19 protein-coding genes and 2 pseudogenes are annotated in these 24,776 nt (G+C 68.0%); 14 read left to right on the top strand and 7 right to left on the bottom strand.

Annotated features, from left to right (window positions below):
* Positions 1-51 precede the first annotated feature (51 nt).
* A complete protein-coding gene (locus tag C6N31_RS38710) occupies positions 52-573 on the bottom strand; it encodes a hypothetical protein (RefSeq protein WP_232486180.1) in 522 nt (173 codons plus the stop codon).
* A 301-nt stretch (positions 574-874) separates the two neighbouring features.
* On the opposite strand from C6N31_RS38710, the gene C6N31_RS38705 reads away from it, so the two are divergent.
* The gene (locus tag C6N31_RS38705) at positions 875-1,402 is read left to right on the top strand and encodes a hypothetical protein (protein ID WP_138359039.1); all 528 of its coding nucleotides are present in this window, start codon (positions 875-877) and stop codon (positions 1,400-1,402) included.
* On the opposite strand, the gene C6N31_RS38700 is transcribed toward C6N31_RS38705, so the two are convergent.
* Both C6N31_RS38700 and C6N31_RS38695 read right to left on the bottom strand, forming a co-directional pair.
* Entirely contained in the window at positions 1,359-2,150 is a 792-nt protein-coding gene (locus C6N31_RS38700) for an IS5 family transposase (protein ID WP_138359041.1), read from the bottom strand. The genes C6N31_RS38705 and C6N31_RS38700 overlap by 44 nt on opposite strands.
* Before the next feature lie 270 nt (positions 2,151-2,420).
* Positions 2,421-2,867 (bottom strand): annotated as a pseudogene (locus C6N31_RS38695) (IS5 family transposase); the annotation flags it as partial.
* A gap of 454 nt (positions 2,868-3,321) precedes the next feature.
* Between C6N31_RS38695 and C6N31_RS38690 the strand changes: the two are divergent.
* Positions 3,322-4,578 (top strand): IS110 family RNA-guided transposase, encoded by a 1,257-nt coding sequence (locus tag C6N31_RS38690; protein WP_138359055.1) that lies wholly within the window; start codon positions 3,322-3,324, stop codon positions 4,576-4,578.
* A 22-nt stretch (positions 4,579-4,600) separates the two neighbouring features.
* On the opposite strand, the pseudogene C6N31_RS38685 reads toward C6N31_RS38690, so the two are convergent.
* Both C6N31_RS38685 and C6N31_RS38680 read right to left on the bottom strand, forming a co-directional pair.
* Positions 4,601-4,942: pseudogene (locus tag C6N31_RS38685) on the bottom strand (transposase); the annotation flags it as partial.
* A gap of 757 nt (positions 4,943-5,699) precedes the next feature.
* The gene (locus tag C6N31_RS38680; RefSeq protein ID WP_187145214.1) at positions 5,700-8,174 is read right to left on the bottom strand and encodes a pullulanase X25 domain-containing protein; all 2,475 of its coding nucleotides are present in this window, start codon (positions 8,172-8,174) and stop codon (positions 5,700-5,702) included.
* A 353-nt stretch (positions 8,175-8,527) separates the two neighbouring features.
* On the opposite strand from C6N31_RS38680, the gene C6N31_RS38675 reads away from it, so the two are divergent.
* From C6N31_RS38675 to pulA, 6 genes are all read left to right on the top strand, one after another.
* Complete coding sequence (locus tag C6N31_RS38675) at positions 8,528-9,763, top strand: LacI family DNA-binding transcriptional regulator (RefSeq protein WP_306665063.1); 1,236 nt, start codon at positions 8,528-8,530, stop codon at positions 9,761-9,763.
* 511 nt (positions 9,764-10,274) lie between these two features.
* The gene (locus C6N31_RS38670; RefSeq protein ID WP_138359045.1) at positions 10,275-11,552 is read left to right on the top strand and encodes an extracellular solute-binding protein; all 1,278 of its coding nucleotides are present in this window, start codon (positions 10,275-10,277) and stop codon (positions 11,550-11,552) included.
* A 149-nt stretch (positions 11,553-11,701) separates the two neighbouring features.
* A complete protein-coding gene (locus C6N31_RS38665) occupies positions 11,702-12,688 on the top strand; it encodes a carbohydrate ABC transporter permease (protein WP_198359300.1) in 987 nt (328 codons plus the stop codon).
* A complete protein-coding gene (locus C6N31_RS38660; RefSeq protein ID WP_138359051.1) occupies positions 12,685-13,566 on the top strand; it encodes a sugar ABC transporter permease in 882 nt (293 codons plus the stop codon). Before C6N31_RS38665 ends, C6N31_RS38660 begins: the two co-directional genes overlap by 4 nt.
* Positions 13,567-13,704: 138 nt before the next feature.
* The gene (locus tag C6N31_RS38655) at positions 13,705-15,411 is read left to right on the top strand and encodes a glycoside hydrolase family 13 protein (RefSeq protein ID WP_138359053.1); all 1,707 of its coding nucleotides are present in this window, start codon (positions 13,705-13,707) and stop codon (positions 15,409-15,411) included.
* 74 nt (positions 15,412-15,485) lie between these two features.
* Positions 15,486-18,827: a pullulanase-type alpha-1,6-glucosidase gene (gene pulA / locus C6N31_RS38650; protein WP_232486177.1), complete on the top strand. Its 3,342-nt coding sequence runs from the start codon at positions 15,486-15,488 to the stop codon at positions 18,825-18,827.
* Between the two features lie 136 nt (positions 18,828-18,963).
* Here pulA and C6N31_RS38645 read toward each other — a convergent pair whose 3' ends face one another.
* A complete protein-coding gene (locus tag C6N31_RS38645; protein WP_187145216.1) occupies positions 18,964-19,398 on the bottom strand; it encodes a prolyl oligopeptidase family serine peptidase in 435 nt (144 codons plus the stop codon).
* Positions 19,399-20,288: 890 nt separating this feature from the next.
* On the opposite strand from C6N31_RS38645, the gene C6N31_RS38640 reads away from it, so the two are divergent.
* From C6N31_RS38640 to C6N31_RS38620, 5 genes are all read left to right on the top strand, one after another.
* Positions 20,289-20,696, top strand: a complete 408-nt coding sequence (locus C6N31_RS38640; RefSeq protein WP_187145217.1) for a DUF853 family protein — start codon at positions 20,289-20,291, stop codon at positions 20,694-20,696.
* A 74-nt stretch (positions 20,697-20,770) separates the two neighbouring features.
* A complete protein-coding gene (locus C6N31_RS38635; protein WP_187145218.1) occupies positions 20,771-20,995 on the top strand; it encodes a hypothetical protein in 225 nt (74 codons plus the stop codon).
* Positions 20,996-21,224: 229 nt separating this feature from the next.
* Complete coding sequence (locus C6N31_RS38630; RefSeq protein WP_232486176.1) at positions 21,225-21,545, top strand: hypothetical protein; 321 nt, start codon at positions 21,225-21,227, stop codon at positions 21,543-21,545.
* 344 nt (positions 21,546-21,889) lie between these two features.
* Positions 21,890-22,228, top strand: coding sequence for an ATP-binding protein (locus C6N31_RS38625; protein WP_138359221.1), 339 nt, complete (start codon positions 21,890-21,892; stop codon positions 22,226-22,228).
* 167 nt (positions 22,229-22,395) lie between these two features.
* On the top strand, positions 22,396-22,773 hold the full coding sequence (locus C6N31_RS38620) for an STAS domain-containing protein (protein ID WP_138359223.1): 378 nt from the start codon (positions 22,396-22,398) through the stop codon (positions 22,771-22,773).
* Positions 22,774-22,977: 204 nt separating this feature from the next.
* Here C6N31_RS38620 and C6N31_RS38615 read toward each other — a convergent pair whose 3' ends face one another.
* Entirely contained in the window at positions 22,978-23,145 is a 168-nt protein-coding gene (locus tag C6N31_RS38615; RefSeq protein WP_138353680.1) for a hydrophobic protein, read from the bottom strand.
* Positions 23,146-23,577: 432 nt separating this feature from the next.
* On the opposite strand from C6N31_RS38615, the gene C6N31_RS38610 reads away from it, so the two are divergent.
* Positions 23,578-24,768 (top strand): PP2C family protein-serine/threonine phosphatase, encoded by a 1,191-nt coding sequence (locus C6N31_RS38610; RefSeq protein ID WP_232486182.1) that lies wholly within the window; start codon positions 23,578-23,580, stop codon positions 24,766-24,768.
* Positions 24,769-24,776: the final 8 nt, after the last annotated feature.

Genomic DNA, 24,776 nt, shown 5'->3' with positions numbered 1-24,776 from the left:
CAGCGCACTCCTCAACACACCGTGTATACCCATAAGTTGAGGAATTCAGCACTAGAGGAACCGGTGCAGTGGAGCGGACTCCGTTAGCAGCACGGTGACCCGGTGGGCGAGACGCTGCCATGCGTCCTCCTGGGTGTAGGTGAGCCGTACGTCATCGCCACCGGCTGCCTTGAGCGCCGCGGATAGGATGGCGGTATCGGCGTCGGGGGTGAGATCCGCCATGGAGAGTACGCGCGCCAGCGCACCAACGAGGCCAACCACGCTCTCCTGTGGCGAAGAATTGATGTTGTGAAGGGCGGCGACTACGTCTGACTGATCGGAAAGCTCCGGCGGCGCCACAAGGACTCCCGACAGTTTACGCGACAGGGCGTAGAGCAAGTCGGTGTCCGTTGTGAAGAGGCTGGCGATGCGCAGACCTTCGTGTTCCCACTTGCCGTTCGGCGTCCACACTCGCGGTCCTCGTGTTACAGCCTCGGCCAGCATCGTCTGGATGTTACGGAGGGCCGCGAGTCCGTCCACGAATAGCGTGTGATCACGCGGGCCGCAGCTGGCTTCGGCCAAGAGCGTCAGCAAGTGTTCTTCTACTTGTGCGCAACTGCGTCTTGAGGTGTGGGTCCACAACGACAAGCCGAACTGACATGCGCTGTTTCTGCTGCTCCATGTTGACACTCTGCCAGCTGGTCGTGAAGGTCGTGACAACAACCTGGCCTTGGACGCCGTCACCAGTACCAGCCTTACTGATCATTTCAGAATGAAGTTCTGAGAAGTTGTTGTCGTTCCGAATCTGAGGGCGATGTTTTCGCTGGTCGGCATAGGGTCGGCGATTCGGTGGGAGTGGTGGCATGTCGTGTCGTCACTCCCCGGGAGGTCACGGATGCCGTCGGTGGTCGGACTGCTGGAACAGCACGAGCTCGCTGCTCGTCGTCGTGTCGAGGGGTTGCGTGAGGAAGCCGATCGCATCCAGGCCGAGCTGGCCGCGGCCGAAGAGGATTGGCAGGAGTGGGTGATCGCCCGCAGGCGAGTGGGCACGGTCCTGGCTCCGGACGGCGAGAGCACCGTTGTCGAGGAGGCCGTCTCCGGCCCGGTCGCGGGCTCGACGTCCCGGCAGGCGCCGAGGGCGAGGTCGCAGGTCCCGGTATGGCGTGAGGGACTGGCGGGGTCGGTGCTGTCGGTGGACTATCAGCGCATCCTCACCGCGCTAGCGGACCGGGACCGGCTCCATCAAGGTCCGCTGACCTGCCAGGAGTTGGCCGTGCTGTTCGGTCTGGACGCGGTGCCGGCACGGGTGGAGGCGCTGCGGTCGAAGGCGAAACGCCTGGTCGCGCGGGGCTGGCTGGCAGAGCGGCAGCCGGGCCGGTTCACGCTCGCGCAGGGTGTGGCCGGGCGAGGCGACGGGTCATGAGCAGGATCATCGACCAGTAGATCATCGCTTCGGCGCTGGTGGTGCGGCGTTCGTAGTCGCGTGCCAGGCGGCGGGTGCGCATCAGGTGGGCGAAGAGGCGCTCGACCATCCACCGTTTGGGCAGGACCACGAAGCCACGCATGTCGTCGCTGCGTTTGACGATCGACAAGACCAGGGCGAGCACGGTGAGGCAGTGCTCGACGAGGGGGCCGGTGTAGCCGCCGTCGGCCCAGACCAGCTCCAACCGGTGGTGGGCATCGGCGACCTGCCGCAGCAGGACCTGTGCGGCGGTGCGATCGCCGACATCCGCGGCGGTGACCATCACGCCCAGCAGCAGGCCGAGGGTGTCGACCACGACGTGCCGCTTGCGCCCGTTGACCAGCTTTCCGCCGTCGAAGCCACGGCTGTCCAAGCCGACGACCGAGTCCGCCTTGACGGACTGCGAGTCGATCACCCCGGCTGTCGGCTCCGCAGTCCGCCCCTCCCTCTCGCGGATCCTCGATCGCAGCCGGTCGTGGAACTCCTTGACCAGGGCGTGGTCGCGCCAACGGCGGAAGAACGCGTAGACGCGGTCCCACGGCGGGAAGTCGGCGGGCATCGCCCGCCACTTGATGCCGTTGTCGACGAGGTAGCGGATCGCATCGAGTATTGCCCGGTGGCAGTACGCCTCCGGCTGTCCGCCCCGGCCGCGCAGCCAGCCGGGCACCGGCAGCAGCGGCCGGACCAGGTCCCACTCCACGTCCGTCATGTCCGAGGGATACCGCCGAACACGTTCCGGGTGATCGGCCGCGTTTCCGAACCGATGAGCGACACAATCACACGTCGGTGCAGCCGAGTTGAACTCCACCGGCGTGAGCACGTAGAACTGCGGCAACAGGGTCTCCTGGATCTCGGTTGGCTTCGCAACCCCGAGCTACCAAGAGGCCCTGCCTTCATGCCCGGGACCAGCTGCGATCACCCGATCGAGACTCCCGTTCGACGCACACCCCTCAAGATCGGAACGACAACAGCTACTGAGTCGCCTCAAGCAGATGAGGCTGCATGCGAGTTGGAGCAGAGCGAGGTGGAGATCGGCTCGTATCTCGTAGCGGATCCGGAGTCGTTTGAACTGGTGCAGCCACGCGAAGGTTCGTTCCACAACCCAGCGTGTTTTACCCAGTCCAGAGCCGTGTGGTGCGCCGCGGCGGGCGATCTTCGGGGTGATCCCGCGGGCGCGGACCAGGCGGCGGTACTTGTCGTAGTCGTAGCCGCGGTCGGCGAACAATCGCTTGGGGCGGTTCCGGGGCCGGCCGCGCCGGCCCCGGATGTGGGGTATCGCGTCCAGCAGGGGCATCAGCTGGGTGACATCGTGCCGGTTTCCACCGGTCAGTGTTACGGCGAGTGGTGTGCCGTGCCGGTCGACGATCACATGGTGCTTGCTGCCCGGCCGCCCCCGGTCGACCGGTGAAGGGCCGGTGTGAGCCCCCCTAATCCAGGGTGTAAGCAGCCGGCCCGGGCCCATGCAACGCCCCGGGGTAGCTGCTCGCATAGGACAGCGAATGCCTAGATCCCCCCTGGCCGTCAAGGCCTCCTCAAAGAGCGGCATCGCTGTCCGCTGCGGGGTCCGCGGTGATGACGCGGGCGCCGGGCTGATGCCTCCGTTTCCCCGGGCCCTTGAGGCCTCTGTCAAGAGCGGCGCAGCCCGGCGCCCCCGTGGTCACCGCGAAACTCGCGGGGCCAGGTCGAGCGTTAATTGTCACGGCGCGAGCCCTCTCCAGGGTCGACCTCTTGTTCATCCGCGAGCCCGTGAGCTCTGCCGAAAGATCGAGCCCCTGGAGTTCGCTGGTGTCGCGAACGGCTACTGAGATGGCGGACCAACGAGTCCTTGGATTAGGGCGCCACGCGACCCGCATGTGCTCGTGAACTGCATAAACGGACGGATCTGGGAGGACAGCTTGACCGTGTTCTGCGGCATCGACTGGGCGGAGCGCCACCACGACGTCGCCCTCGTCGACGAAGCCGGCACTCTGCTCGCCAAAGCCCGTATCACCGACGACGTGGCCGGCTACCACAAGCTCTTGGCCCTCTTGGCCGAGCACGGTGACAGCCCGGACGATCCAATACCGGTGGCCATCGAGACCAGCCACGGCCTCCTGGTCGCGAGCCTGCGCACCGGAAGCCGTCAGGTCTTCGCGATTAACCCGCTCGCCGCCGCGCGCTACCGCGACCGCCACGGCGTGAGCCGAAAGAAGTCCGACCCGGGCGACGCCCTGGTCCTGGCGAACGTCCTGCGCACCGACATGCACGCCCACCGGCCCCTGCCGGCCGACTCCGAACTCGCCCAGGCCATCACGGTCCTGGCCCGAGCACAGCAGGACGCCGTCTGGGCTCGGCAGCAGGTCGCGAATCAGGTCCGCTCGCTCCTGCGCGAGTACTACCCTGCCGCTCTGCTGGCCTCCCAGAGCAAGCAAGGCGGTCTGACCAGGGCTGATGCCCGCGTCATCCTCACTCTGGCCCCGACTCCGGCCAAGGCCGCGAAGCTCACCCTCGCCCAGTTGCGGGCCGCCCTCAAACGCAGTGGCCGCCTCCGCGGCTGCGACGCGGAAGCCGAGCGGCTTCGGGACGTCTTCCGCGCCGAGTACGCCCACCAGCTGCCCGGCGTCGAGGACGCCTTCGGCCACCAGCTCCTGGCCCTGCTCAAGCAGCTGGACGCCACCTGCCAGGCCGCGGACGACCTCGCGGAGGCGGCCACAGCCGCCTTTCACCAGCACGCCGACAGCGAGATCCTGCTCAGCTTCCCGGGCCTGGGGCCCATGCTCGGCACCCGCGTGCTCGCAGAGCTGGGCGACGACCGGGCACGATTCGCCGACGCCCGGGCGCTGAAGTCATACGCCGGATCCGCCCCCATCACCCGGGCCTCCGGCAAGAAACGGTTCGTCGGCCGACGCTTCGTCAAGAACAATCGCCTCATCAACGCCGGCTTCCTCTGGGCCTTCGCCGCCCTCACCGCCTCACCAGGAGCGAACTCGCACTACCGACGCCGACGCGAGCACGGAGACTGGCACGCCGCCGCACAACGGCACTTGCTAAACCGCTTCCTCGGCCAGCTCCACCACTGTCTCAAGACCCGGCAGCATTTAGACGAACAGCATGCCTTCGCACCGCTCCTGTCACTCCCGACCGAGCAGGCAGCTTGACTTCATAGCCCCCTGAGATGTCTTTGAGGGCCCTGACGTGAGAGCCGCCGATCGCGGCATCGTCCATCTCGAGCAGGTCGGTCGACCGCAGTTCGGCCAGAAGTGCTTCGTGCAGGCGAGGCCAGACTCCCGCCTCGGTCCAGTCCCGCAGGCGCCGCCAGCAGGTAACCCCGCTGCATCCGATCCGCTCCGTGGGTACGTCGCTCCAGCTGACGCCTTTGCATAGGACGTAGACGATGCCCCGCAGGGCGACGCGATCGTCCACCGGCTTCCGGCCGGGGAACCGATGTCTCCGCGGTGGCCGGGCAGGGAGCAACGGAGCTATCCGCTCCCACAAGTCATCAGGCACAAGATCAACAGACACCCCGCAGATCCTGCCGACCCAAGGCCCAACTGCCAAGTCAACACACCGATCTCATTCTGAAATGATCAGTTAGTCCCGGACGACGCACCGGCTCCGAACGGCCAAACCCGCGTCCAACGCCGCGGCCACCGAAACGCCGCGCTGCGCCAGCACGTGCCGACAAGGCCGACTCCCCGGCGGGTCGCGCCACAGCAGGGGAGCGGACCGCGTGACGCCTGAAACAGTCAGGCCAGCATGTCTGCGCCGTGGCGCTGCGCCATCCAGACAGTCGAGGAGTAGGAAGCCACCGCCCGCATCGACAACCGTCGGCACCACGGTCGACAGCGTCGACCTTGCGGTATTCGCCAGGTTTGATGACTTTGTGCGATGCGTCGGTCGGGGAGTCCATCAGCGACCTGACGGGCCCGTCGACGCACAGCATCGCGTCGGCGAATTCGCGAACAACGCATCCCGGGGCCGGGGCTAAGCAGGAGGCCAACTCCGCCTGCTGGTCGTGGCAATTCCAGCGGAAGCATCCCGCACGGACTCCGTCGCGCAGCAGATTCAACTCCACAGCCTCGTGCTGATCGCGTGTTCCTTGCTCGGAGCACACCATCAGCCGAAGGCCGCCTGCGTGTGCGGCGGTTGCCGCGCGAGTGATCAAGTTTGGCCGTTCGTTCGAGGTCAATGGTGGTGGTCCCGATGTACGGGTCTGGCCCAGTGGGTCCGCGCCGCCACATAGGTATGTGGCGGCGCCGACGTGTCCTGGTGCGGCGTGTCAGTTCTTCTTGAAGACGGTCACGGCGAGCGGGCCGGCGGTGTTTCCGGTCGTGGAGACGGCTCCGGCGGTGTCGAGGACCTTGATCCAGGAGCCGGCGGCCAGGGTGGTGATGTAGTCGCTGTTGGTGGGGTTGTAAACCACGACGGTGTCGTAGCTGGTGGGGGCGCTCGCACTGGAGCTGATGGCGGAGATCACGACGGAGCCGTTCACCTGGGTGGACATCTGGTTCTTGACGGCGTCCCAGGTGGTGAGGCGCAAGGCCGGGGTGGACTTGCGCAGGGCGATGGCGTCCTTGTGAAACTTGTAGGTCGGGGCGTTGGCCGTCTTGTCTCCCCAGTGGATCGCGTTGACGTTGTCCCCGGCGTTGTAGGAGTTTTTGGCAGTGTCGTAGTTGCCGCCGACGACCTTGGAACGGAGGAACTCGTCACCCTCGGAGAGGAACGCGATGCCTTGGGAGGTGAGGATCATGCCGGTGGCGAAGCGGTCGATCTGTCCCGCCCGGCCGGCGGCTCCGCCGGTGGCCCCGGAGTACGTGATCTTGTCCCAGAGGTTGAGGTCGTCGTGGACGGAGACATAGTTGACGCTCTGCTCAGGGTCGTAGGCGAACGCCGGGTTCCAGGTGTCGGTGAGCTGGCTCGTGGCCTTGATGGTGAGTGGTGAGCCGCGCATGCCGAGGGCGATCGAGGAGGCGCTGCCGGCGCCGTTCATGTAGTTCATGACGGTGTCCTGGGTGCCGCCCTTGATGGCGTCGCGGTAGGCGCCGTTGAAGACGCCAACGTGGGCGTTGGCCAAGGTGGGGACGCTCGCGTAGCGGACCTTCTGCGCCTCGGCGGAGTCGGTGACGCCTCCGCTCCAGGGCTCGCCGTAGATCTGGAGTTGGCGGTCCGGGTAGGTGGTGTTGAGGTAGCTTCCCCAGTCGGCGACGTTGGTGGCGTAGTTCACGCCGAGGAGGTCGAAGCGGAAGCCGTCGACGTTGTAGTCGCGGACCCAGTGCTCCAGGGAGTCGCGGATCATCCGGCTGACCATCGGGTTGCCGTCGTCGATGGAGTTGCCGGTGCCGGAAAGGTCGGTGGCGTTGTAGTACTTGCCGGTGATCGCGCCGAACACGTCCTTGCTGGCCGTGTGGTTGTAGACGACATCCATGATCACGCGGATGCCGGCCTTGTGGAACTCGTTGACCATGTCCTTGTACTCGCGGATTCGGTCCTCGGCCGCGGTGTACTGGGAGAACTGTTCCTCGGGCACGTTGTAGTTCAGCGGGTCGTAGCCCCAGTTGGGCACGGTGCTGTTGAAGTCGAAGGAGGGGAGGATCTGGACGTCGGTGACACCCAATTCCTTGAGGTGGTCGATGCCGGTCTTCACGCCGTTGATGGTCGTGCCGCCCTGGACGAGGCCGAGGAACTTGCCGCGCTTGGCCGGCGCGACGCCGGAGCTGGCGTCGATGGTGAAGTCGCGGACGTTCAGCTCGTAGACAACGGAGTCCTCGCGGTTGGTGCGGGCAGGCCGGGTGGCCCAGCTGCCACCGGTGGGCGCCACCGCGCCGGAGTCGATGACGATGCCCTGGGTGGTGCCGGGGTTGACCATCTGGGCGTACGGGTCGCGGACGGCGTTGCCGCCGACGGAGAACTGGTAGGGCTGGTTCTTGAGGTCACCGGCGACGACGGTCTGGTAGACGCTGCTGTAGCCGGTGAGGGTGGCGGGGCTGAGCTGGTAGCTCTTGCCGGCCACATTCACCGTGACGGTGGAGTTGTCCGGTGACCAGATCCTAAAGGTGGTGCCGGTGGGGGTGTAGGTCGCGCCGAGGGTGCTTCCGGTTCCAGCGGGCGGGGTGGTGGGGGTCGGGCTGGGGCTCGGGGTGGAGCCGGTGCCGCTTTGGACGGTCAGCTGGTGGTTGGCGGAGTTGAAGCTGAAGGTGGTGGCGGCGCCCGCCGGTACGGTGAAGGGAATGTTGGCTCCGCCTGCCGCGCCGTTCTGGCCGTAGTTCTCGGTCCAGCCCTGATTGATGGCGGCTTTGACCTCCCAGGTTCCGGCGGGGATCGTGCTGGCGGTCCAGGTGTAGATGCCGTCGCCGTCGGAGTCCTGGAGCCTGGGGACAAGACAGTCGGCAGCCCAGTCAGTGGCGCAGCCGATCTCGGACTGGAAGGTGCCGGCGGCGGTGACCGTCCTGCTGGTCGCGTTGTCGGCGATTTCATGAGTGACGGGGTCGTAGAGGAAGGTCACGGCCTTGCCACCGGTGGGTACAACAAGCGGGATGTCCGCCCCTCCGGCCGCGCCGTTCTGGCCGTAGTTCTCGGTCCAGCTCTTGTTGATGGCGACCTTGTAGGTGTAACTGCCGGCGGGAAGGCTGAGGGTGACGGACCACATGCCGTCGGCGCGCTGGGTGAGCTGGTCCTGCGCGCAGTCCGTGGCCCAGTCGCCGGCACAGCCGATCTCGCTGTTGAACGTGCCGGGCACCGAGACGGCACCGGGCACGGCTGCACTGGCTGTGTGTTGGAGGAGGGGAGCGAGGGTGAGGCCGAGTGCTGCGGCGGCAAGGAGGGTGGCGGCTCTTCGGGGTCTTGCGGGGTGGGAGACGCGATGCATGTGATGGAACCTCCAGTAGGGCTCCGGCGGCGGGGAGCACGCGGGCGGGACAGCGGGTGAGCAGGAGGAGTCAGGCACTTGTCCGGGTGGTGTCGCGCCGACCGCAACCGGCAGGTCCCTGGAGGGCTTGCGCGGCAGCCGGTGGAGGCCACAGAGCCATTGGTACGTTGCTAACACATGTTAATAATGGGTAAACGACGAGGGGGTCAAGGTACCGGCCGAAACTTGTGCCGCTCAGCGCCATGTCCGGCCGGGCCACCAGGTCCCTCAGGTCCCTCGGGCGGGCGGAAGCAGGTTTCTGCGCCTATGACGTATGGGTGTTAGTAACGTGCGTTATCGTTTTGGTAGCAGCGAAGGTGCCTACGGATGCGGGGAACATGATGTCGGCGAGCGCGTCAGGAGCTGCCTCGGCCGGCGGGCGGTCGCGTCCCACCTCCACGGATGTGGCGAAGATGGTGGGAGTGTCCCGTTCGGCGGTCTCTTTCGCCTTCAACAGTCCCGAACGGCTCTCGGTGGCCACCCGCGACCGGATTTTCGCCGCCGCCAAGGAGCTCGGATACTCTCCGAACACCCTGGCGCGGATGCTGCAGGCAGGGCAGACGCAGTCGCTGGGTGTCCTGTTGCCCCAGAACCTCGCCAAGATCATGGAGAACCCGTACTACGCCCGGTTCCTCACCGGAGTAGGTCAAGTCTGCGATGAACAGGGTTTCACGCTGCTGCTCACCCCGCCGCTGCGCGATTCCATGCTGAAGGCGATTCCGTACGCGGCGGTCGACGGATTCGTGGTGTGCGGACTGGAGCACGACCGCGGTGAGGTCGCCGAACTCCAACGGCGCGGCATCCCGTTCGTCTTGGTGGACAGTAGCCCCTGGGCCGATGTGCCGAGCGTCGACGTCGACGACGAGAGCGGGGCGCGCGAAGTCACCCGGCACATCCTGGAACTCGGCCACCGCCGGATGGCGCTGCTCTCGATCGACCCCGGCCCGGAGCGGGCGGAGCGCGGCTATCGGGGCCCGCTGGCCCGCCGGATGGCCGGAGTCGCCGACGCGCTTTCCCAGGTGGGCATGGACCTGAAGGACATCAACCTCGTCGAGGTTCCCGCCACCCGGATGGATGGCTACCGAGCGGCGAAAGCCCTGATGGCTACTGCTGAGGCGGCGCCCACCGCCATCATCGCTCTGTCCGACATCCTGGCCTTCGGGGCGGTCGACGCCCTGCACGACCTCGGCCTGCGCGTACCCGAAGACGTCTCGGTCACCGGTTTCGACGACCTGCCGGAATCGGCGTGGCTCCGGCCGCGTCTGACCAGTGTCCGGCAGGCCATCGCCGCCAAAGGACGGACCGCCGCGGACTTCCTCATCTCCGCCATCCGCGGTGAGGACCAGCACCCGCATCAACTGCTCGGTACCAGCTTGATCGTGCGCGACTCCAGCGCGCGCGTGCCCGCCGCACAGAGCACAGGCCTGCCCAACGCCTGATCCGGAGCGGCCCTGCCTTTCTCTGCACCCACATGCGCGGCAGGCTCCGCCCCGCACCCCGCACCTGGCGCAGGGGCCGTCGGCACCCGGTGGGCCACCGCCGCCATGTCTGCGCACCGCTGTGGCTAACCTCGCCTGCGTTCCGTAGCCAGGCTCGGCATCGTCGCCGACTTTGATCGCACGCGACACCTTAAGCCTGCGGTCGGCGCCGCCTCTCACTCCCTCCGACCGTGTCCGCGCTGCGTCCAGCGCGTTACATAAATGTTAGCTAACTCCTGTTAGTGGCCTGCTAACGTCGTCGACATCAGAACGTCGGCGTGGCCCACTCCTCACGGGTTTCCAGGCAGCACCTGCCCGTCGTGACCAGCGGATCCCGCCGCGGGCCGGGCCTTTGGTGCATCGCACGCCTTGCGCACCGAGGGACGCGTCGCCTACCCCGCCGGACCATTGGTGATCCGGTGCGACCACCCCGGGCCTCGAATCCGACAACCCACCTCTTCAAGGAGTCACCATGCGACGTGGTATCGCGGCCCTCGCGCTGGCAATGGCGATCACCGTCTCCCTGAGTGCCTGCAGCTCGGGCAACAGCTCCGGCTCCTCCGGTTCCGGCCCCGTCACCATCACCTGGTGGGACACCTCGGACGCCACCAACGAAGCGCCGACCTTCAAGGCCCTGGTCGCCGACTTCGAGAAGGCCAATCCGAACGTCAAGGTCACCTACGTCAACGTGCCCTTCGCCGACGCTCAGAGCAAGTTCCAGACCGCCGCCGGAAGCAAGGGCGCCCCCGACGTCCTGCGCGCTGACGTCGGGTGGACTCCGGCCTTCGCCCAGGCGGGCTACCTCGCGCCGCTGGACAGTACGGACGCCGCCAAAGACATCGGCGCCTTCGAGCCCAGCCTCGTCCAGCAGGCCAAGTACCAGGGCAAGCTCTACGGCATCCCCCAGGTCACCGACACCCTGGCGCTGATGTACAACAAGGGTCTGTTCGCCAAGGCCGGCATCACCGCCGCCCCCACCACGTGGGATGAGCTGAAGGCCGATGCCGCCGCTGTGAAGGAGAAGGCCGGCGTCGACGGTTTCGCCTTCAACCCGCAGGGCTACTACGCGATGCCGTTCCTCTACGGCGAGGGCGCCGACATGCTCGATGTCGCCGCCAAGAAGATCACCGTCAACTCTCCGGCCGCCGTCAAGGGCATCGACACCCTCAAGGCTCTGGTCACTGCCCCCGGCGTCGCCAAGCTCGACACCACCAGCAACGGTTACGCCAACGTCATGGACGCCTTCGACAACGGCAAGACCGCCGCCATCGTCCAGGGCCCATGGGAGAGCGCCAACGTCTTCAAGGGCTCCGCGTTCACCGACAAGGCCAACCTCGGCATCGCCACGCTCCCGGCGGGATCCGCGGGCAAGGCAGGTGCCCCGCTCGGTGGCCACAACCTCGTCGCCTACGCCGGCTCCGACGCCGCCCACCAGGCCGCGGCGCAGAAGTTCATTGCCTTCATGACCTCCGCCCAGACCCAGGCCACCACTGCGGCTAAGAACGCCACGCTGCCGACCCGAGCGGACGCCTACACCCCCGCGGTCAAGGCCAACCCGGCCATCGCCGGCTACCAGAGCGTCCTTCCCTCCGGGCGAGCGCGCCTCGAGGTTGCCCAGTACAGCTCCCTGTACGACCCGCTGGGCACCGACCTCATCAAGATCCTCTCGGGCCGGGAAAGCACCCAGGCCGGCCTGGACAACGTCGCGACCGCCGCCAAGAAGCTCCTCCCGGACTACGCCACCCAGTGACCGGACTCCGGGCGGCCGCCCCCGCGCCCGGGGCGCCCGCCCGGCACCGGCATCACCCTTCCCGAAGCCGCCCGCTCCGCAGGCCGCGCACCCTGTGCGTATAGGCCGGCGGGGCGTGGCAGAGCACCCCCTGCCCCCTGAGGTGTCAGATGACCGTCGCCGTCCAGGGCGAGACCGCCCGCACCACGCCCCGCAAGAGCCCGCTCCACCGCATCAAGTACTCCTACGACCGGTACTGGTACGCCTGGGCGATGTGCCTGCCGGTGGTCCTGGTCCTGGGTGCCATCGTCGGCTATCCCCTGATCCAGGGGATCTACCTGAGCTTCACCGACGCCACCAGCCAGAACGTCGGACGGACCATCGGTGCCAACCACATCCCCGACACGTACAGCTGGGTCGGGCTCACGAACTACGTCGGCATCCTCACAGGTGCCAACAACCAGTTCTGGCCCCACCTATTCTGGACGATCGCGTGGACCGTCGCCTGCGTCGTCCTGACCTACGCCATCGGCCTGGCCCTGGCCGTCGTGCTCAACCGCGACATACGCGCCCGCGGCCTCTACCGGATGCTGCTGATCCTTCCCTGGGCCGTGCCGACCTTCGTCACCATCTTCGCCTGGCGGCTCATCCTCGCCGACGACGGGGCCGTCAACCAGCTCCTCGCGCTGCTCCACATCACCGGCCCCTCCTGGCTCAGCGACCCGCTCGCGCAGAAGGTCGCCGCTGTCGGTGTCAACATCTGGTGCGGCGTGCCGTTCATGATGGTCTCCCTGCTCGGCGGCCTGCAGGCCATCCCCCGCGAACTCCACGAAGCGGCCGAGATGGACGGCGCCACCGCCTGGCAGCGGTTCGTCAACGTCACCCTGCCAGGCCTGCGCCCCGTCAGCAGCACCGTGATCCTGCTCGGCGTGATCTGGACGTTCAACCAGTTCAACGTCATCTTCCTGCTGTTCGGGACCAACAGTGACAGCGTCCAAATCCTGGTGACGTACGCCTACAAGCTGTTCTTCGGCCAGCAGCCCCAGGACTACGCCTCCTCGGCCGCCGTCGGCATCCTGTGCCTGTCCCTGCTCGTGGTCTTCACGAGCGTCTACCGCCGCTGGCTCAAGCGCAACGACGAGGGGGCCCTCGCATGACCACCGCACACGCCACCACCCGTACCCGTGCGGCAGCACCCCGGCCGGGCACCCGGCGCCGGACGTCATCATCCCTGACCTTGCATGGCGCACTCACCGTCATGGCGTTCATCGCGGTGTTCCCCATCGTGTGGATCGCCTACATCTCGCTGGGCGGCGACAAGTTCGACTACCAGCACCCCGCCCGCATCCTCAACCACCCCACGCTCGCCAACTACGGCCACGTCATCCAGGACACCAACTTCGCCACCTGGATGCTGAACTCGGTCATCGTCGCCCTCGGCACCACCGTCATCGGCGTCCTGATCGCCGCCAGCGCCGGCTACGCGGTCTCCCGGATGCGCTTCCTGGGCCGCGGCACCTTGATGTACACCTTCCTGCTCACCCAGATGTTCCCCGTCGCCGTCCTGATGGTGCCCCTCTACAAGATCATGGCGAACCTGGGCCTGCTCGACACCTACAGCGGCCTGATCCTGATCTACTGCTCCACCGCCGTCCCGTACTGCGCCTGGCTCCTCAAGGGCTACTTCGACACCATCCCCGTCGACATCGACGAAGCCGGACGCATCGACGGACTGTCGCCGTTCGGCACCTTCTGGCGCCTGATCGCCCCCCTCGCCCGTCCGGGCCTTTCGGTGGCCGCGTTCTACACCTTCATCACCGCCTGGGGCGAAGTCGCCTACGCCTCACACTTCATGCTCTCCGAGGACCAGTACACCCTGGCCGTCGGCCTGCAGACCTACGTGAGCCAGTTCAACTCCCAGTGGAACTACATGGCGGCCACCTCGGTGCTCATCGCTATCCCCGCCGCCCTGGTCTTCTACGTCGTCCAAAAGCACCTGGTAGCCGGCCTCACCTCCGGCGGCACCAAGGGCTGACCCCGGCACCGGGCATCCCGAGGCCCGCCGGATACCCGCCCGCGCCGCGCTCCACCGTTCCGACGCAAAGAGCCGACCTACCTGATCGCCGTCACTAAACGTTATAGCGGTACTACGTACCGCTGTTGTGAGGACCCTATGACTCAGCATCTCGCCATAACCGATCGGCCCGCTGACGCCCCCGTCGAGGCTGAGCGCAGAGCCGACTGGTGGCGCGACGCGGTGATCTACCAGGTGTACCCGCGCAGCTTCGCCGACTCCGACGGCGACGGCATGGGCGACCTGCCCGGCATCCGTAGCCGCCTGCCCTACCTGCGCGACCTCGGCGTCGACGCCGTCTGGCTGTCCCCGTTCTACGCTTCCCCGCAGGCTGACGCCGGCTACGACGTGGCCGACTACCGGACGGTGGATCCGGTCTTCGGCACCCTCGCCGACGCGTCCCGTCTGATAGCCGACGCCCACGACCTGGGCCTGCGCATCATCGTCGACCTGGTGCCGAACCACTCCTCCGATCAGCACGAGTGGTTTCAGCGCGCCCTGCGCGAAGGCCCGGGCTCGGCGTTGCGCGAGCGCTACCACTTCCGCCCCGGCAAGGGCGAGGACGGCGGACTGCCTCCCAACGACTGGGAGTCCGTCTTCGGTGGTCCGGCCTGGACCCGTACCACCAACCCTGACAGCACCCCCGGCGACTGGTACCTGCACCTGTTCGCGCCCGAGCAGCCCGACTTCAACTGGGACCACCCCGCCGTCCGCGAGGAATTCCGGTCCATCCTGCGGTTCTGGCTCGACCGGGGAGTGGACGGCTTCCGCATCGACGTCGCCCACGGCCTCGTCAAGGCTCCCGGCCTGCCCGACCTCGGCTCCCATGAGCAGCTCAAGCTGCTCGGTACCGGCGCCACCCCTTGCTTCGACCAGGACGGCGTCCACGAAATCTACCGCGACTGGCGCACCATCCTCGATGAGTACCCGGGGGAGCGGATCGGTGTCGCGGAGGCTTGGACACCCACCGCCCGGCGCACCGCCAACTACGTCCGCCCCGACGAGCTGCACCAAGCATTCAACTTCCAGTACCTGGCCAGCTCCTGGCAGGCCCAAGCGCTTCGTGCGGTCATCGACGAATCCCTGGAAGCGATGCGGCCCGTTGGCGCGCCCACCACGTGGGTGCTCTCCAACCACGACGTCACCCGCCACGCCACCCGCTTCGCCAACCCCCCCGGCCTGGGCACCCAGATCCGCACCCCCGGAGATCGCGAACTCGGCCTGCGCCGGGCCCGCGCCGCCAGCCTGCTGATGCTCGCCCTGCCCGGCTCGGCATACGTCTACCAGGGCGAGGAGCTCGGCCTGCCCGACGTCACCGACCTGCCCGACGAGGTCCGCCAGGACCCCTCCTACTTCCGAGCCGCCGGCCAGGACGGCTTCCGCGACGGCTGCCGGGTGCCCATCCCGTGGTCGGGCACCGAGGCCCCGTACGGCTTCGGCCCCGATGCCGGCGGCCCCAGCTGGCTGCCACAGCCCACCGAGTGGGCGCAGCTGTCCGTCCAGGCCCAGACCGGCGACCCCGCCTCCACCTTGGAGCTGTACCGCGCCGCCCTCGCCTTTCGACGACAGCACCCCGCCCTCGGCGGCGCGGACAACCTCCGATGGCTGGAGTCACCCGAAGGGACCTTGAGCTTCGAGCGAACCGCCCAGGATGGCGCGTTCCTGCGCTGCACCGTCAATCTCACCGCCCCTGCGGTCACCATCCCCACCCCTGGCGAACTCGTCCTCGCCAGCCAGGCCCTGACCCACGAAGGCAGCGAAAGCATCCTGCCCGCAGACACCACCGCCTGGTGGACCACCCGCTGATGCCCCTTCCGCGGCGCCTGTCCCCCCGGGGGCACCGCCGCCGTCCCACACACGTCGCGACACGAAGAGGTGCCATGACCCCCCGCCCCGCCCCCACGCACAGATCCCACCGCGCCCGCCAGGCCGCCGCCACCGCAGCCCTGCTCGCCGCCGCCCTGGCACCCGCCCCTGCCCACGCAGCCGACCCCATCGCCCCGCCGTCCGCCGTCGCCATCGCCGGAGACCTCGACCACCTCTTCGGCTGTCCCGGCGACTGGGCCCCGGACTGTGCCCAGGCCCAGATGACGCGCCGCCCCGACGGCATCTGGGCCCTCAACGCCCACCTCCTCCCCGGTGCCTACTCCTACAAGGCCGCCCTGAACAAGAGCTGGGACGTCAACTACGGGCTGAACGCCGCCCCCGGCGGCGCGAACATCCCTCTCGCGATCCCCGCCGCGGGCGCCGACGTCACCTTCCTCTACGACCCCGCCACGCACTGGATCACCGACACCCTCAACACCGCGGTCGTCACCGCCACCGGCGACTTCCTCGACGAGCTCGGCTGCACCGCCGACGCCACGGACTGCCTGTCGGCCTGGCTCACCGACCCCGACGGCGACGGCAACTCCACCTTTACCACCACCGCCCTACCCGCCGGCACCTACCACGCGAAGGCCGCCCTCCACCTGCCCGCCACCCCCCTCGACGGCACCGATACCACCTTCACCGTCGCGCAGGCCGGCGACGCCACCACGTTCAGCTACACCGCCTCCTCCCGCGTTCTCAGCATCTACGCCGGGCAGCCCAAGCCCAGCCTCGCCCCCCGCAGCGCCTACTGGCTTACCGCCGACACCATCGCCTGGAACCTCGGTGACAACCCCGCCGCGACGACTTACCAGCTGGCCACCGCCCCCGACGGCGGCCTCACAGCGGCGGGCACCGGCATCACCGGCGGCACCAGCATCCCGCTGGTCCGCGACCCCAAGGGCCTGTCCGCCGCCCTTGCGGCCAAGTACCCGCACCTCGCCAAACTCACCACTCTGCGCGTGCCCAAAAAATGGTCCGCCCAGGCCAAGCAACTAGCCAAGGGCCAGAGCGCGGTCGCCGCCCTCGACAGCAACGGCAACCTCACCACCGCCACCGGCCTGCAGACCGCCGGCCTCCTGGACACCCTCTACGCCGCCAAGGCCGCCGACGCCGAATACGGCCCCGTCTTCAACGGGAACAAGCCCACTCTTTCCCTGTGGGCACCCACCGCACAGTCCGTCAGCATCGAGCTTTACGACACCTCCACCTCCACCCAAGCCCGCATCGTCGCCATGACCCTCGACCCCGCCACCGGCACCTGGGCGGTGAAAGGCGACAAGACCTGGAACGGCCTCTACTACCGCTACCAGGTCAAGGTCTGGGCACCCACCGTTCTCAAGACCGTCACCAATCACGTCACCGACCCGTACTCCCTCGCCCTGTCCGCCGACTCCCAACGCAGCCAGATCGTCAACCTCGACGAGGACTTGCTGATGCCGCATGGGTGGGACGACACCGCGTCCCCGAAGACGATCAGCAGCACCCAGCAGCAGATCCAAGAACTGCACGTCCGCGACTTCTCCTCCGCGGACACCGCGCTTCCTGCCGACGAGCGCGGCACCTACCTCGCCTTCACCGACGCCAAGTCCGCCGGAGTGAAGCACCTCAAGGACCTGGCCGCCGCCGGCCTCACGACCGTCCAGATCCTGCCGAGCTTCGACTTCGCCGGCACCGCCGAGAGGCGGGCCGACCAGGCCACTCCCGGTTGCGACCTGCCCGCCATGGCACCCGACTCCGACCAGCAGCAAGCCTGCGTCGCGGGAACCCAAGCCGATGATGCCTACAACTGGGGCTACAACCCGCTGCACTTCACCGTCCCTGAGGGCTCCTACGCCACCGCCCCCGACGGCGCCGCCCGCACCATCCAGTTCCGCCAGATGGTCCAAGCACTCCACCAGGCCGGACTACGCGTGGTGATGGACGTCGTCTACAACCACACCGCCGCCGCCGGCCAGGACCCGAACTCCGTCCTGGACCAGATCGTCCCCGGCTACTACCAGCGCCTCGACACCAACGGCACCGTCACCCGCGACAGCTGCTGCGCCGACACCGCCCCCGAGAACGCGATGATGAACAAGCTCGTCGTCGACTCCGTAACCACCTGGGCCCAGCAGTACCACGTCGACGGGTTCCGCTTCGACCTGATGGGCCTGGACCCGAAACGGACCATGCTCGATGTCAAGACCTCCCTCGGAAACCTGACGCAGCACCGCGACGGCATCGACGGCAAGTCCACCACCCTCTACGGCGAGGGCTGGAACTACGGCGTGGTCGCCAACGACTCCCGCTTCGTCCAGGCCACCCAGGCCAACATGGCCGGCACCGGCATCGGCACCTTCAACGACCGCCTACGCGACGCTGTCCGCGGCGGCGGCCCCTCTGACACCGACCCCCGTGAGCAGGGCTTCGCCACCGGTCAGTACACCAACCCCAACGGCGCGCCCCTCAACGGCACCACCGAGCAGCAGAAGACCGACCTGCTGCACGACATGGACCTCGTCAAACTTGGCCTCACCGGCAACCTCGCCGACTACACCTTCACCACCAGCACCGGCACCACCCGCAAGGGCGCCCAGATCGACTACAACGGGACCCCCGCCGGCTACACCGCAGCCCCCGGCGAGGCCATCACCTACGTCGACGCCCACGACAACCTGGCGCTCTACGACAGCCTCGCCTACAAGCTGCCCACCGGCACCAGCCCCGCCGAACGCGCCCGCATCCAGGCTCTCGCCCTCGCCACCAGTACCCTCTCCCAGGGCCCGGGCATGGCCCAAGCAGGCACCGACCTGCTCCGCTCCAAATCCCTGGACGGCAACTCCTACGACAGCGGGGACTGGTTCAACGCCATCCACTGGGACTGCACCCAGGGCAACGGCTTCGGCCACGGCCTCCCGCTCGGCGGCCAAAGCCAGTGGAGCTACGCCAAGCCGCTGCTCGCCAACCCCGCCCTCGTCCCGAACTGCACCAACACGACGAACACCAGCGCCCAGTACCAGCAGTTCCTCCAAATCAAGCACTCCACCCCCCTCTTCTCCCTCCCCACCGCCAACGCCGTCCAACAGCGCCTGACCTTCCCCCTCTCCGGCACCCCCGGCGAGATCCCCGGTGTCATCACCGAACACCTCGACGGACGCGGACTGGACACCTACAAGTCCGTCACCGTCCTCTACAACGCCACCGCCACCACCCAGACCCAGACCCTTACCAACCTGGCCGGCAGCAGCCAGGCACTCCACCCGGTGCAGAACAAGGGCGCAGACCCCACCGTCAAGCAGTCCCAGTACAACCAGGCCACCGGCACCTTCACCGTCCCGGCCCATACCGTCGCGGTCTTCGTCCAGCAGTAACACCTCACGACCCGGAAGATCGCTCTGATCCAGTCCCGGTCCGGCGCTGTGCCAACCCACACGGCCGGACCGGGCTACCAGGCCTTCCGCCAATGGCCCTGAAGTGTTCCCCGCGCCCAGGCTGGGATGCACCGGATCAGGAGGCGCCGAGCCGTGCGGCGAGGAACGCCACAGGTTGCGCGATGAGTTGGCGAGGGTCGGGGTGACCCACGAAGCAGTGTCCCGCCCCCTCCACCCGCACCAAAGTGGAGTCCGCACCGGCATCCAGCAGCCGTGCATGCAGGCGCTCACCCTGGGAGGCGGGCACTGACTCGTCGGCCGCACCGTGCATGATCAGAAACGGTACCGCGGGGCCAGACACTTGCCACACAGGACTCGCAGCGCGCGCAAGGTCGATCACCTGAGCAGGCGGTGCGCCCAGCAGCCGGCCCTCGGGCGAGTCCGCATCTCCGCCGCCCTCGTGCAGCGTCTGCAGATCCGTCGGCGCGTACCACAAAGCGGCCGCACGCACCGGTGCGGCGGGGACCAGGGCAACGAAGGGCGCCGAAGCAGCGAGAAATTCGCTGAGCATCACCCGGACAGCAACTGCCGCCGACATCCCGTGTCGAGTCTGATCACATCCGGTGTGTCGGGAACGCGACACCACGCGGCAGCCGCCGCTATGTCGGATGCCCGCCAGGTTGGCACCGACGTCACCCTGTATCGGACCGCCAACACGGCAGGAGGTGGGTGGTGTGGCTGGCAGCTGGCGGTTGGGTCATGGTGTGGCTGGGGTGGGAGTTGGCTGGTGGCCGCCGCGTCGGCAAAAGGCGCCAGGGCGCTGTGCGGCTGAGGGGGACCAAGAGACCGGCCCTCTGAGGCGCAGTTCGACTCAGTAGGGGCGCCTTAGCCGAGAGAGCGGCCGCTACTGAGTGGCGGCGGCGCCGCTAGCTATCAACGCCCCTGGGTTCGGGTTGTGCCGGTGGTGGGCGATCCTCAGAGCGCTCTTGAACCGCCCACCCATCGGAACCCGTGGATCTTGTCACACTCTGCGGCGTTCGGATGCGGAAAGCGTCGGGCGATCTGCAACTGTGACGGTCGATGTCACGTTGCTTGGGTTGGGTGCCTGTAGGCGGAACGCGGCGCTTCCTTTGGCTTTGAGATCGGTCAGGATTTTCGCGCTGTCGCACAGGATCCGTTCGACCTCAGTGGTACCTCCGCAGAGAAGTGCGCGGGTGCCAGGCGGGGAGGACGTCGTCGGGCTCCCAAGAAGCATCGGTCAAGCTGGTGGGGCGTGCGGCCGAGGAGACGGTGAGTACCCCCGGCTGTCACTCCGCCGTCCAGCTCCGTCACCTTGGCACCGTTCCTCGCGAAATGCGCGCTCCGGCCAATAACCTCACCAGCACGGCAGCCTCGGCGCACCGGAGGCTTCTCCCGCGAGGTCGTCGCCGACCTCATCACGCAAAGCTCGCCTTGGAGGCCGTGACGTTCTCCTGGCACCCGGGGGGCCGCACGCCGTACGTGCGGGTGAAGAAGACCCGCAAGCCCCCGGCCAGGGACCCCAAGGTCCGCGAGATCGTGGTCGGCGCCAAGGAGTCCGCGCCCGTCATAGGGATCGGCTCCGCCGGGCGGATCATCGCCGTGGACCTCGACGCAACGTCCCCGCACATCCTGGTCAACGGCGCCCCGGGCGGGGGGAAGTCAGTGACTCTGCGGCGCATCGCCTGCCAGATGCTCCACAATGGGTCGCTCGTGTTCGTCCTCGACACCAAGCGGATCTCCCACCCGTGGGCCTCCGGGCTGCCCGGCGTCACGTACTGCCGCGACATACATCCACGACCAGCTCGTCGCCTTCGGCAGGGAAGGCCGGCGCCGTACCCGCGTCGCTGACGATCTGGGCATCGACGCCGCCCCCCAAGGACATCGGCCCGCGGCTGCTGATCCTTCTCGAAGGGGTCAACGCCATGATGAAGCAGCTGGCCCGCTACTGGGAGAAAATCCGCGAGTCCGGCGACCCGAAGGTCTCCCCGGCTCTCGACGCGCTCAACGGAGTCCTCTACATGGGCCGCCAGTTGCGCATGCACGTCCTCCTGGTCGCCCAGTCTGCCACCGCCCGCGCCCTGGGAAACCCGGAGGTCCGCGAGCAGTTCTCCACCCGCATCCTGGCCCGCTACAGCGTCAAGGCCTGACGTATGCTCGCCCCAAAAATCCACCCCGCGCCAAAGTCCACCAAGCACCACGGCCGCGCCCAGGTCGTCACCCGCGGCCGCGCCCACGAGACGCAAGTGCTCAACCTGTCGAACGCAGAAGCCCGCGAGTGGGCGATGTCCGGCGTCCACGCCCACGACAAAGCGGGTCCGGAGTTCCACACGCCGCCCGTCCCCGACACACCACCTGCCGATTCCTTCGGCTCCGAAAGTGGAAGCCGCCCGTCCGGCTCGCCGCAGTACCCGTGCCGACCCCGGCCGCCGACGTCGATGTCGCCGACACGGGGAACACCGTGCCCGCCCTAGCGGCGGACACCGGCCCGGACGACGCCGTGGCCGGACACGCAAAGCCCAGCAGGACCTCCTGCCGGAACTCACCCTGGCCGCCCTGCGCTGGGCGCGCGCCAACGACCCGGACTTCCCGCCCTCGGTCGACAAGCGCGGCGCCGAACTCCTCCACCGCGTCGGCGACCTCAAGACGTGGGCCCGCAACCGGCCCCGCGCTGCCACCGGCACTACCGACCTCGAATGACCCACCGGGTCGGAAATCCGACCCGGCCCGCGCCGATCCGGACCTGTCCGCTTTCGCCTTCATCACCGCAGGCCGCACGACCGCCGCCGGTCCCCGCTCCGGGTGTTGTCCCGCCCCGCCCGTGCGGTGTTCGGTTCAGGTGCGATGGGGAGGGGTTGGTGGAGGCGCGCCGAAGCGGGCAGGCGTCCGGTGAAGAACGTTTCCGCTACACCGGTTTGGCGTGGTGACGAGGCGGGCGGTGATGGAGCGGGGTACGGCGGTGACGAGTGGTAGTTGAGCGGTCTTTGGCTTTGGGGCTGTCCGGTGGTGAGATCGGTGCGGCACGCTGTTGGACGCTGGAGCAGGTGGAGCACTTTGGTTGGGGCGCGGGCTGGCGTCCGGACTCGGGGACGGTGGCGTTGGTGGTGTCGGAACTGGTGACCAACGCGCTGCGGCATGCGGGCGGCGGCCGGGTCGGGGTGTGCCTGGTGCTGGAGGTGGGCCGGCTGCGGATCGCGGTGAGCGACGAGTCCCGCCACGAGCCGGTGATACAGCCCCCGGGGCCCGGCAGGGTCGGCGGCCATGGTCTGCGCATCGTGGCGAGCGTGGCCGCGAGGTGGGGCGTGCGACCTCACGGCACCGGCAAGGAGGTCTGGGCCGACCTGCTCCCGCAGCACCCCACACTCGCCTCGGCGTCCGACTGAGTTCGACCTCGGGCCTGAGCGGGGTGGTATTTCTCCTGAAGGAACACGCGTTTGTATATTGGGTGCGTCATCGGGCCGGGGGTTGGGCACCTACTTGTTGAGCGGTGCCTGATAGTGCTGAGCCTTCCGCCGGCGGCGCCGGGCACGAGGATCCAGGGGTGAGGCAGATGGAGCCGTTACAGGTGTGCCCGATCGGCCCGCCCCGCGAAGGGGTGACGGTACTCGCGCTGTCCGGGGAGCTCGACTACAACACCGAGCCAACCCTCGCCGCCGCCGCAGGTGACGCTATGAAGGCCGGATGCCGGCAGCTGGTCCTGGAGTGCGCCGGGCTGACGTTCTGCGACTCCCAGGGCCTCAACCGCTTCCTGCGGCTACGCCTGGCGGCGCAGCGCCGCGGTGTTGATCTGGTCCTGGCCGCGATCAGCACCCCACTGCGGCACCTGCTGGAACTCACCGAAGCCGTTGAGGTCTTCCAGCTCGCCGACACCGTCGACCAAGCGTGCACGACCCTTGCGCCCGCCGACCAAGTCGGCCCGGCACTGTGACACGCCGGGGGCGGAGCGGGGCACTGGAGGTGGGCGTCCATGGGTGACGCTTCCCGCTCCGCCCCCACGGGCTGCGCCTACCCCGGTCAGGGCCACGTGACGCTGGTCGGCTCGGGTGAGGCGTGGGCGGGGCATGGCGATGGGCCCGGCGGATAGCGTTATCCGTCGGGCCCATCGGTGGTGCGTTGAGCGTGCTGTCCGTGTCTACCAGCGGTACCAGCGGTGACGTCCGCCGGAGTGGGTGCCGCGCATGACGAAGCCGAGCAGCCACACGATCAGGACGATGACGGCGACCCACCAGAGGATCTTCAGGGCGAAGCCGGCACCGAACAAGATGAGCGCGAGCAGTAGAACCAAAAGCAGTGGACCCATGGTTATCAACCTCCTGACCAGCGCATTCCCCGCCCCGCACTGATCATGCACACCGGTTTATGCAGCCCATACATGCCCGCGCTCAGGGGGAGTGCGCGTCGGTTCGAGCCCAGGCGCCGGGGGAACTGCCGCTGCGGGCTGCCAGGCGCGGGGCCGCCCAGGGCATCCGCCGGGTATGCCGCACAGGCGTGGTCGGGCCGTGTCGTCGCCGCTGCGAGAAAGATCCTGAAGCTCCTCAGAACGCCCCCTCTTGCAGCTGATTGTGGTTATTAGAGGCGTGTATCGGACCTGCCGCGTGCTGCCCGGTGCGTCGAAACTGCTGGTCAGCGCATCGATGCTTGCGGGTTCGGGTCCCAGGGGTGAGGGCTGGCGCGGTGCGGGAAGGCGAATTTGGGTCAGCAATTGGAGGAGGCGGTTGTGGTGCGGGATCGGATGGGGTTGGCCGATGTTCTGGTAGCAGCGGAGGGCGCCGCGCCGACGGGCTCTCTTGATGTCGTGGCGCGTAATCTGCGTGATCGGTTTGCCGCGCGGTCCGTGTCGTTCCTGTTCGTCGATGTGGTGGGTCGGCGGTTGTTGCGCGTGAGTGATCAGGCGTCCTCGTCGTTGGGGGGTCGGGCTGAGCAGGTGCCTCTGGCCGGCAGCAGTGTCTATGACGAGGTTCTGCGCTCCCAGAAGCTGATGCACTTGCCGGTGAAGGGGGAGGAGGGGCAGCGGGTGCTCGTTCCGGTGACCAACCGGGGCGACACCATCGGTGTTCTGGAGCTGTTCCTCGACCACGCCACGCCGCAGGTGTTGGAGCAGGTGGAGGCGGCGGCGCATGCGTTGGCGTACATCATCGTCACCGATCGCCGCTTCACCGACCTTTACCACTGGGGCAACCGCACCACCACCGTCAGCTTGGCCGCGGAGATCCAGCGCCAGCTCCTACCCTCGGCATCATCCTGCGAGGCGGCCCAGTTCGCCCTCGCCGGCGGTCTGGTCCCGGCCTCCGACATCGCCGGCGACACCTACGACTACAGCCTCGACAACGACACCCTGCACCTGTCGATCACCGACGCGATGGGCCACGATGTCGACGCCGCCCTGATGGCGACCCTGGTGGTCAACGCCTCCCGCGGCGCGCGCCGCGCCGGCGCGGACCTAGTCGAGCAGGCCCGCCAGACCCACCAGGCGCTCCTCGACCACGGCCGCCGCACCTTCGTCACCGGCCAGTTGGTGCGTATCGCCCTGGACGGCAGCAGCGCCCAGCTCATCAACGCCGGCCATCCCGGACCACTTCGTCTGCGCGATGGCGTGGTCGACGAGCTCACCCTGCGGGTGAACCTGCCCTTCGGCGTCGCCGGGCAGGGCCCCTACAAGATCCAGGAACTCGACCTGCGCCCCGGTGACCGCTTGGTGATGTTCACCGACGGCATGCAGGACCGCGAAGCGGCAGGCGTCGACCTTTCGGGCCTGCTGCGCAAGACCGCCGCCGAGCACCCGCGTGAAGTCGTGCGCACACTCGTCGCCGCGGTCGCGGAGGCCTACGCCGGATTCCCCCCGAAGGACGACGCCACGGTCCTGTGCCTGGACTGGTACGGCCCCACCAGCGCCGATCCCACCGCGAGTGCCGACGCCGAGTAAAGGGATCT

The sequence above is a fragment of the Streptomyces fildesensis genome, assembly GCF_016107395.1.
In the GTDB taxonomy this organism is placed as follows: domain Bacteria; phylum Actinomycetota; class Actinomycetes; order Streptomycetales; family Streptomycetaceae; genus Actinacidiphila; species Actinacidiphila fildesensis.
This window is presented reverse-complemented; position numbering and strand designations above follow the sequence as displayed.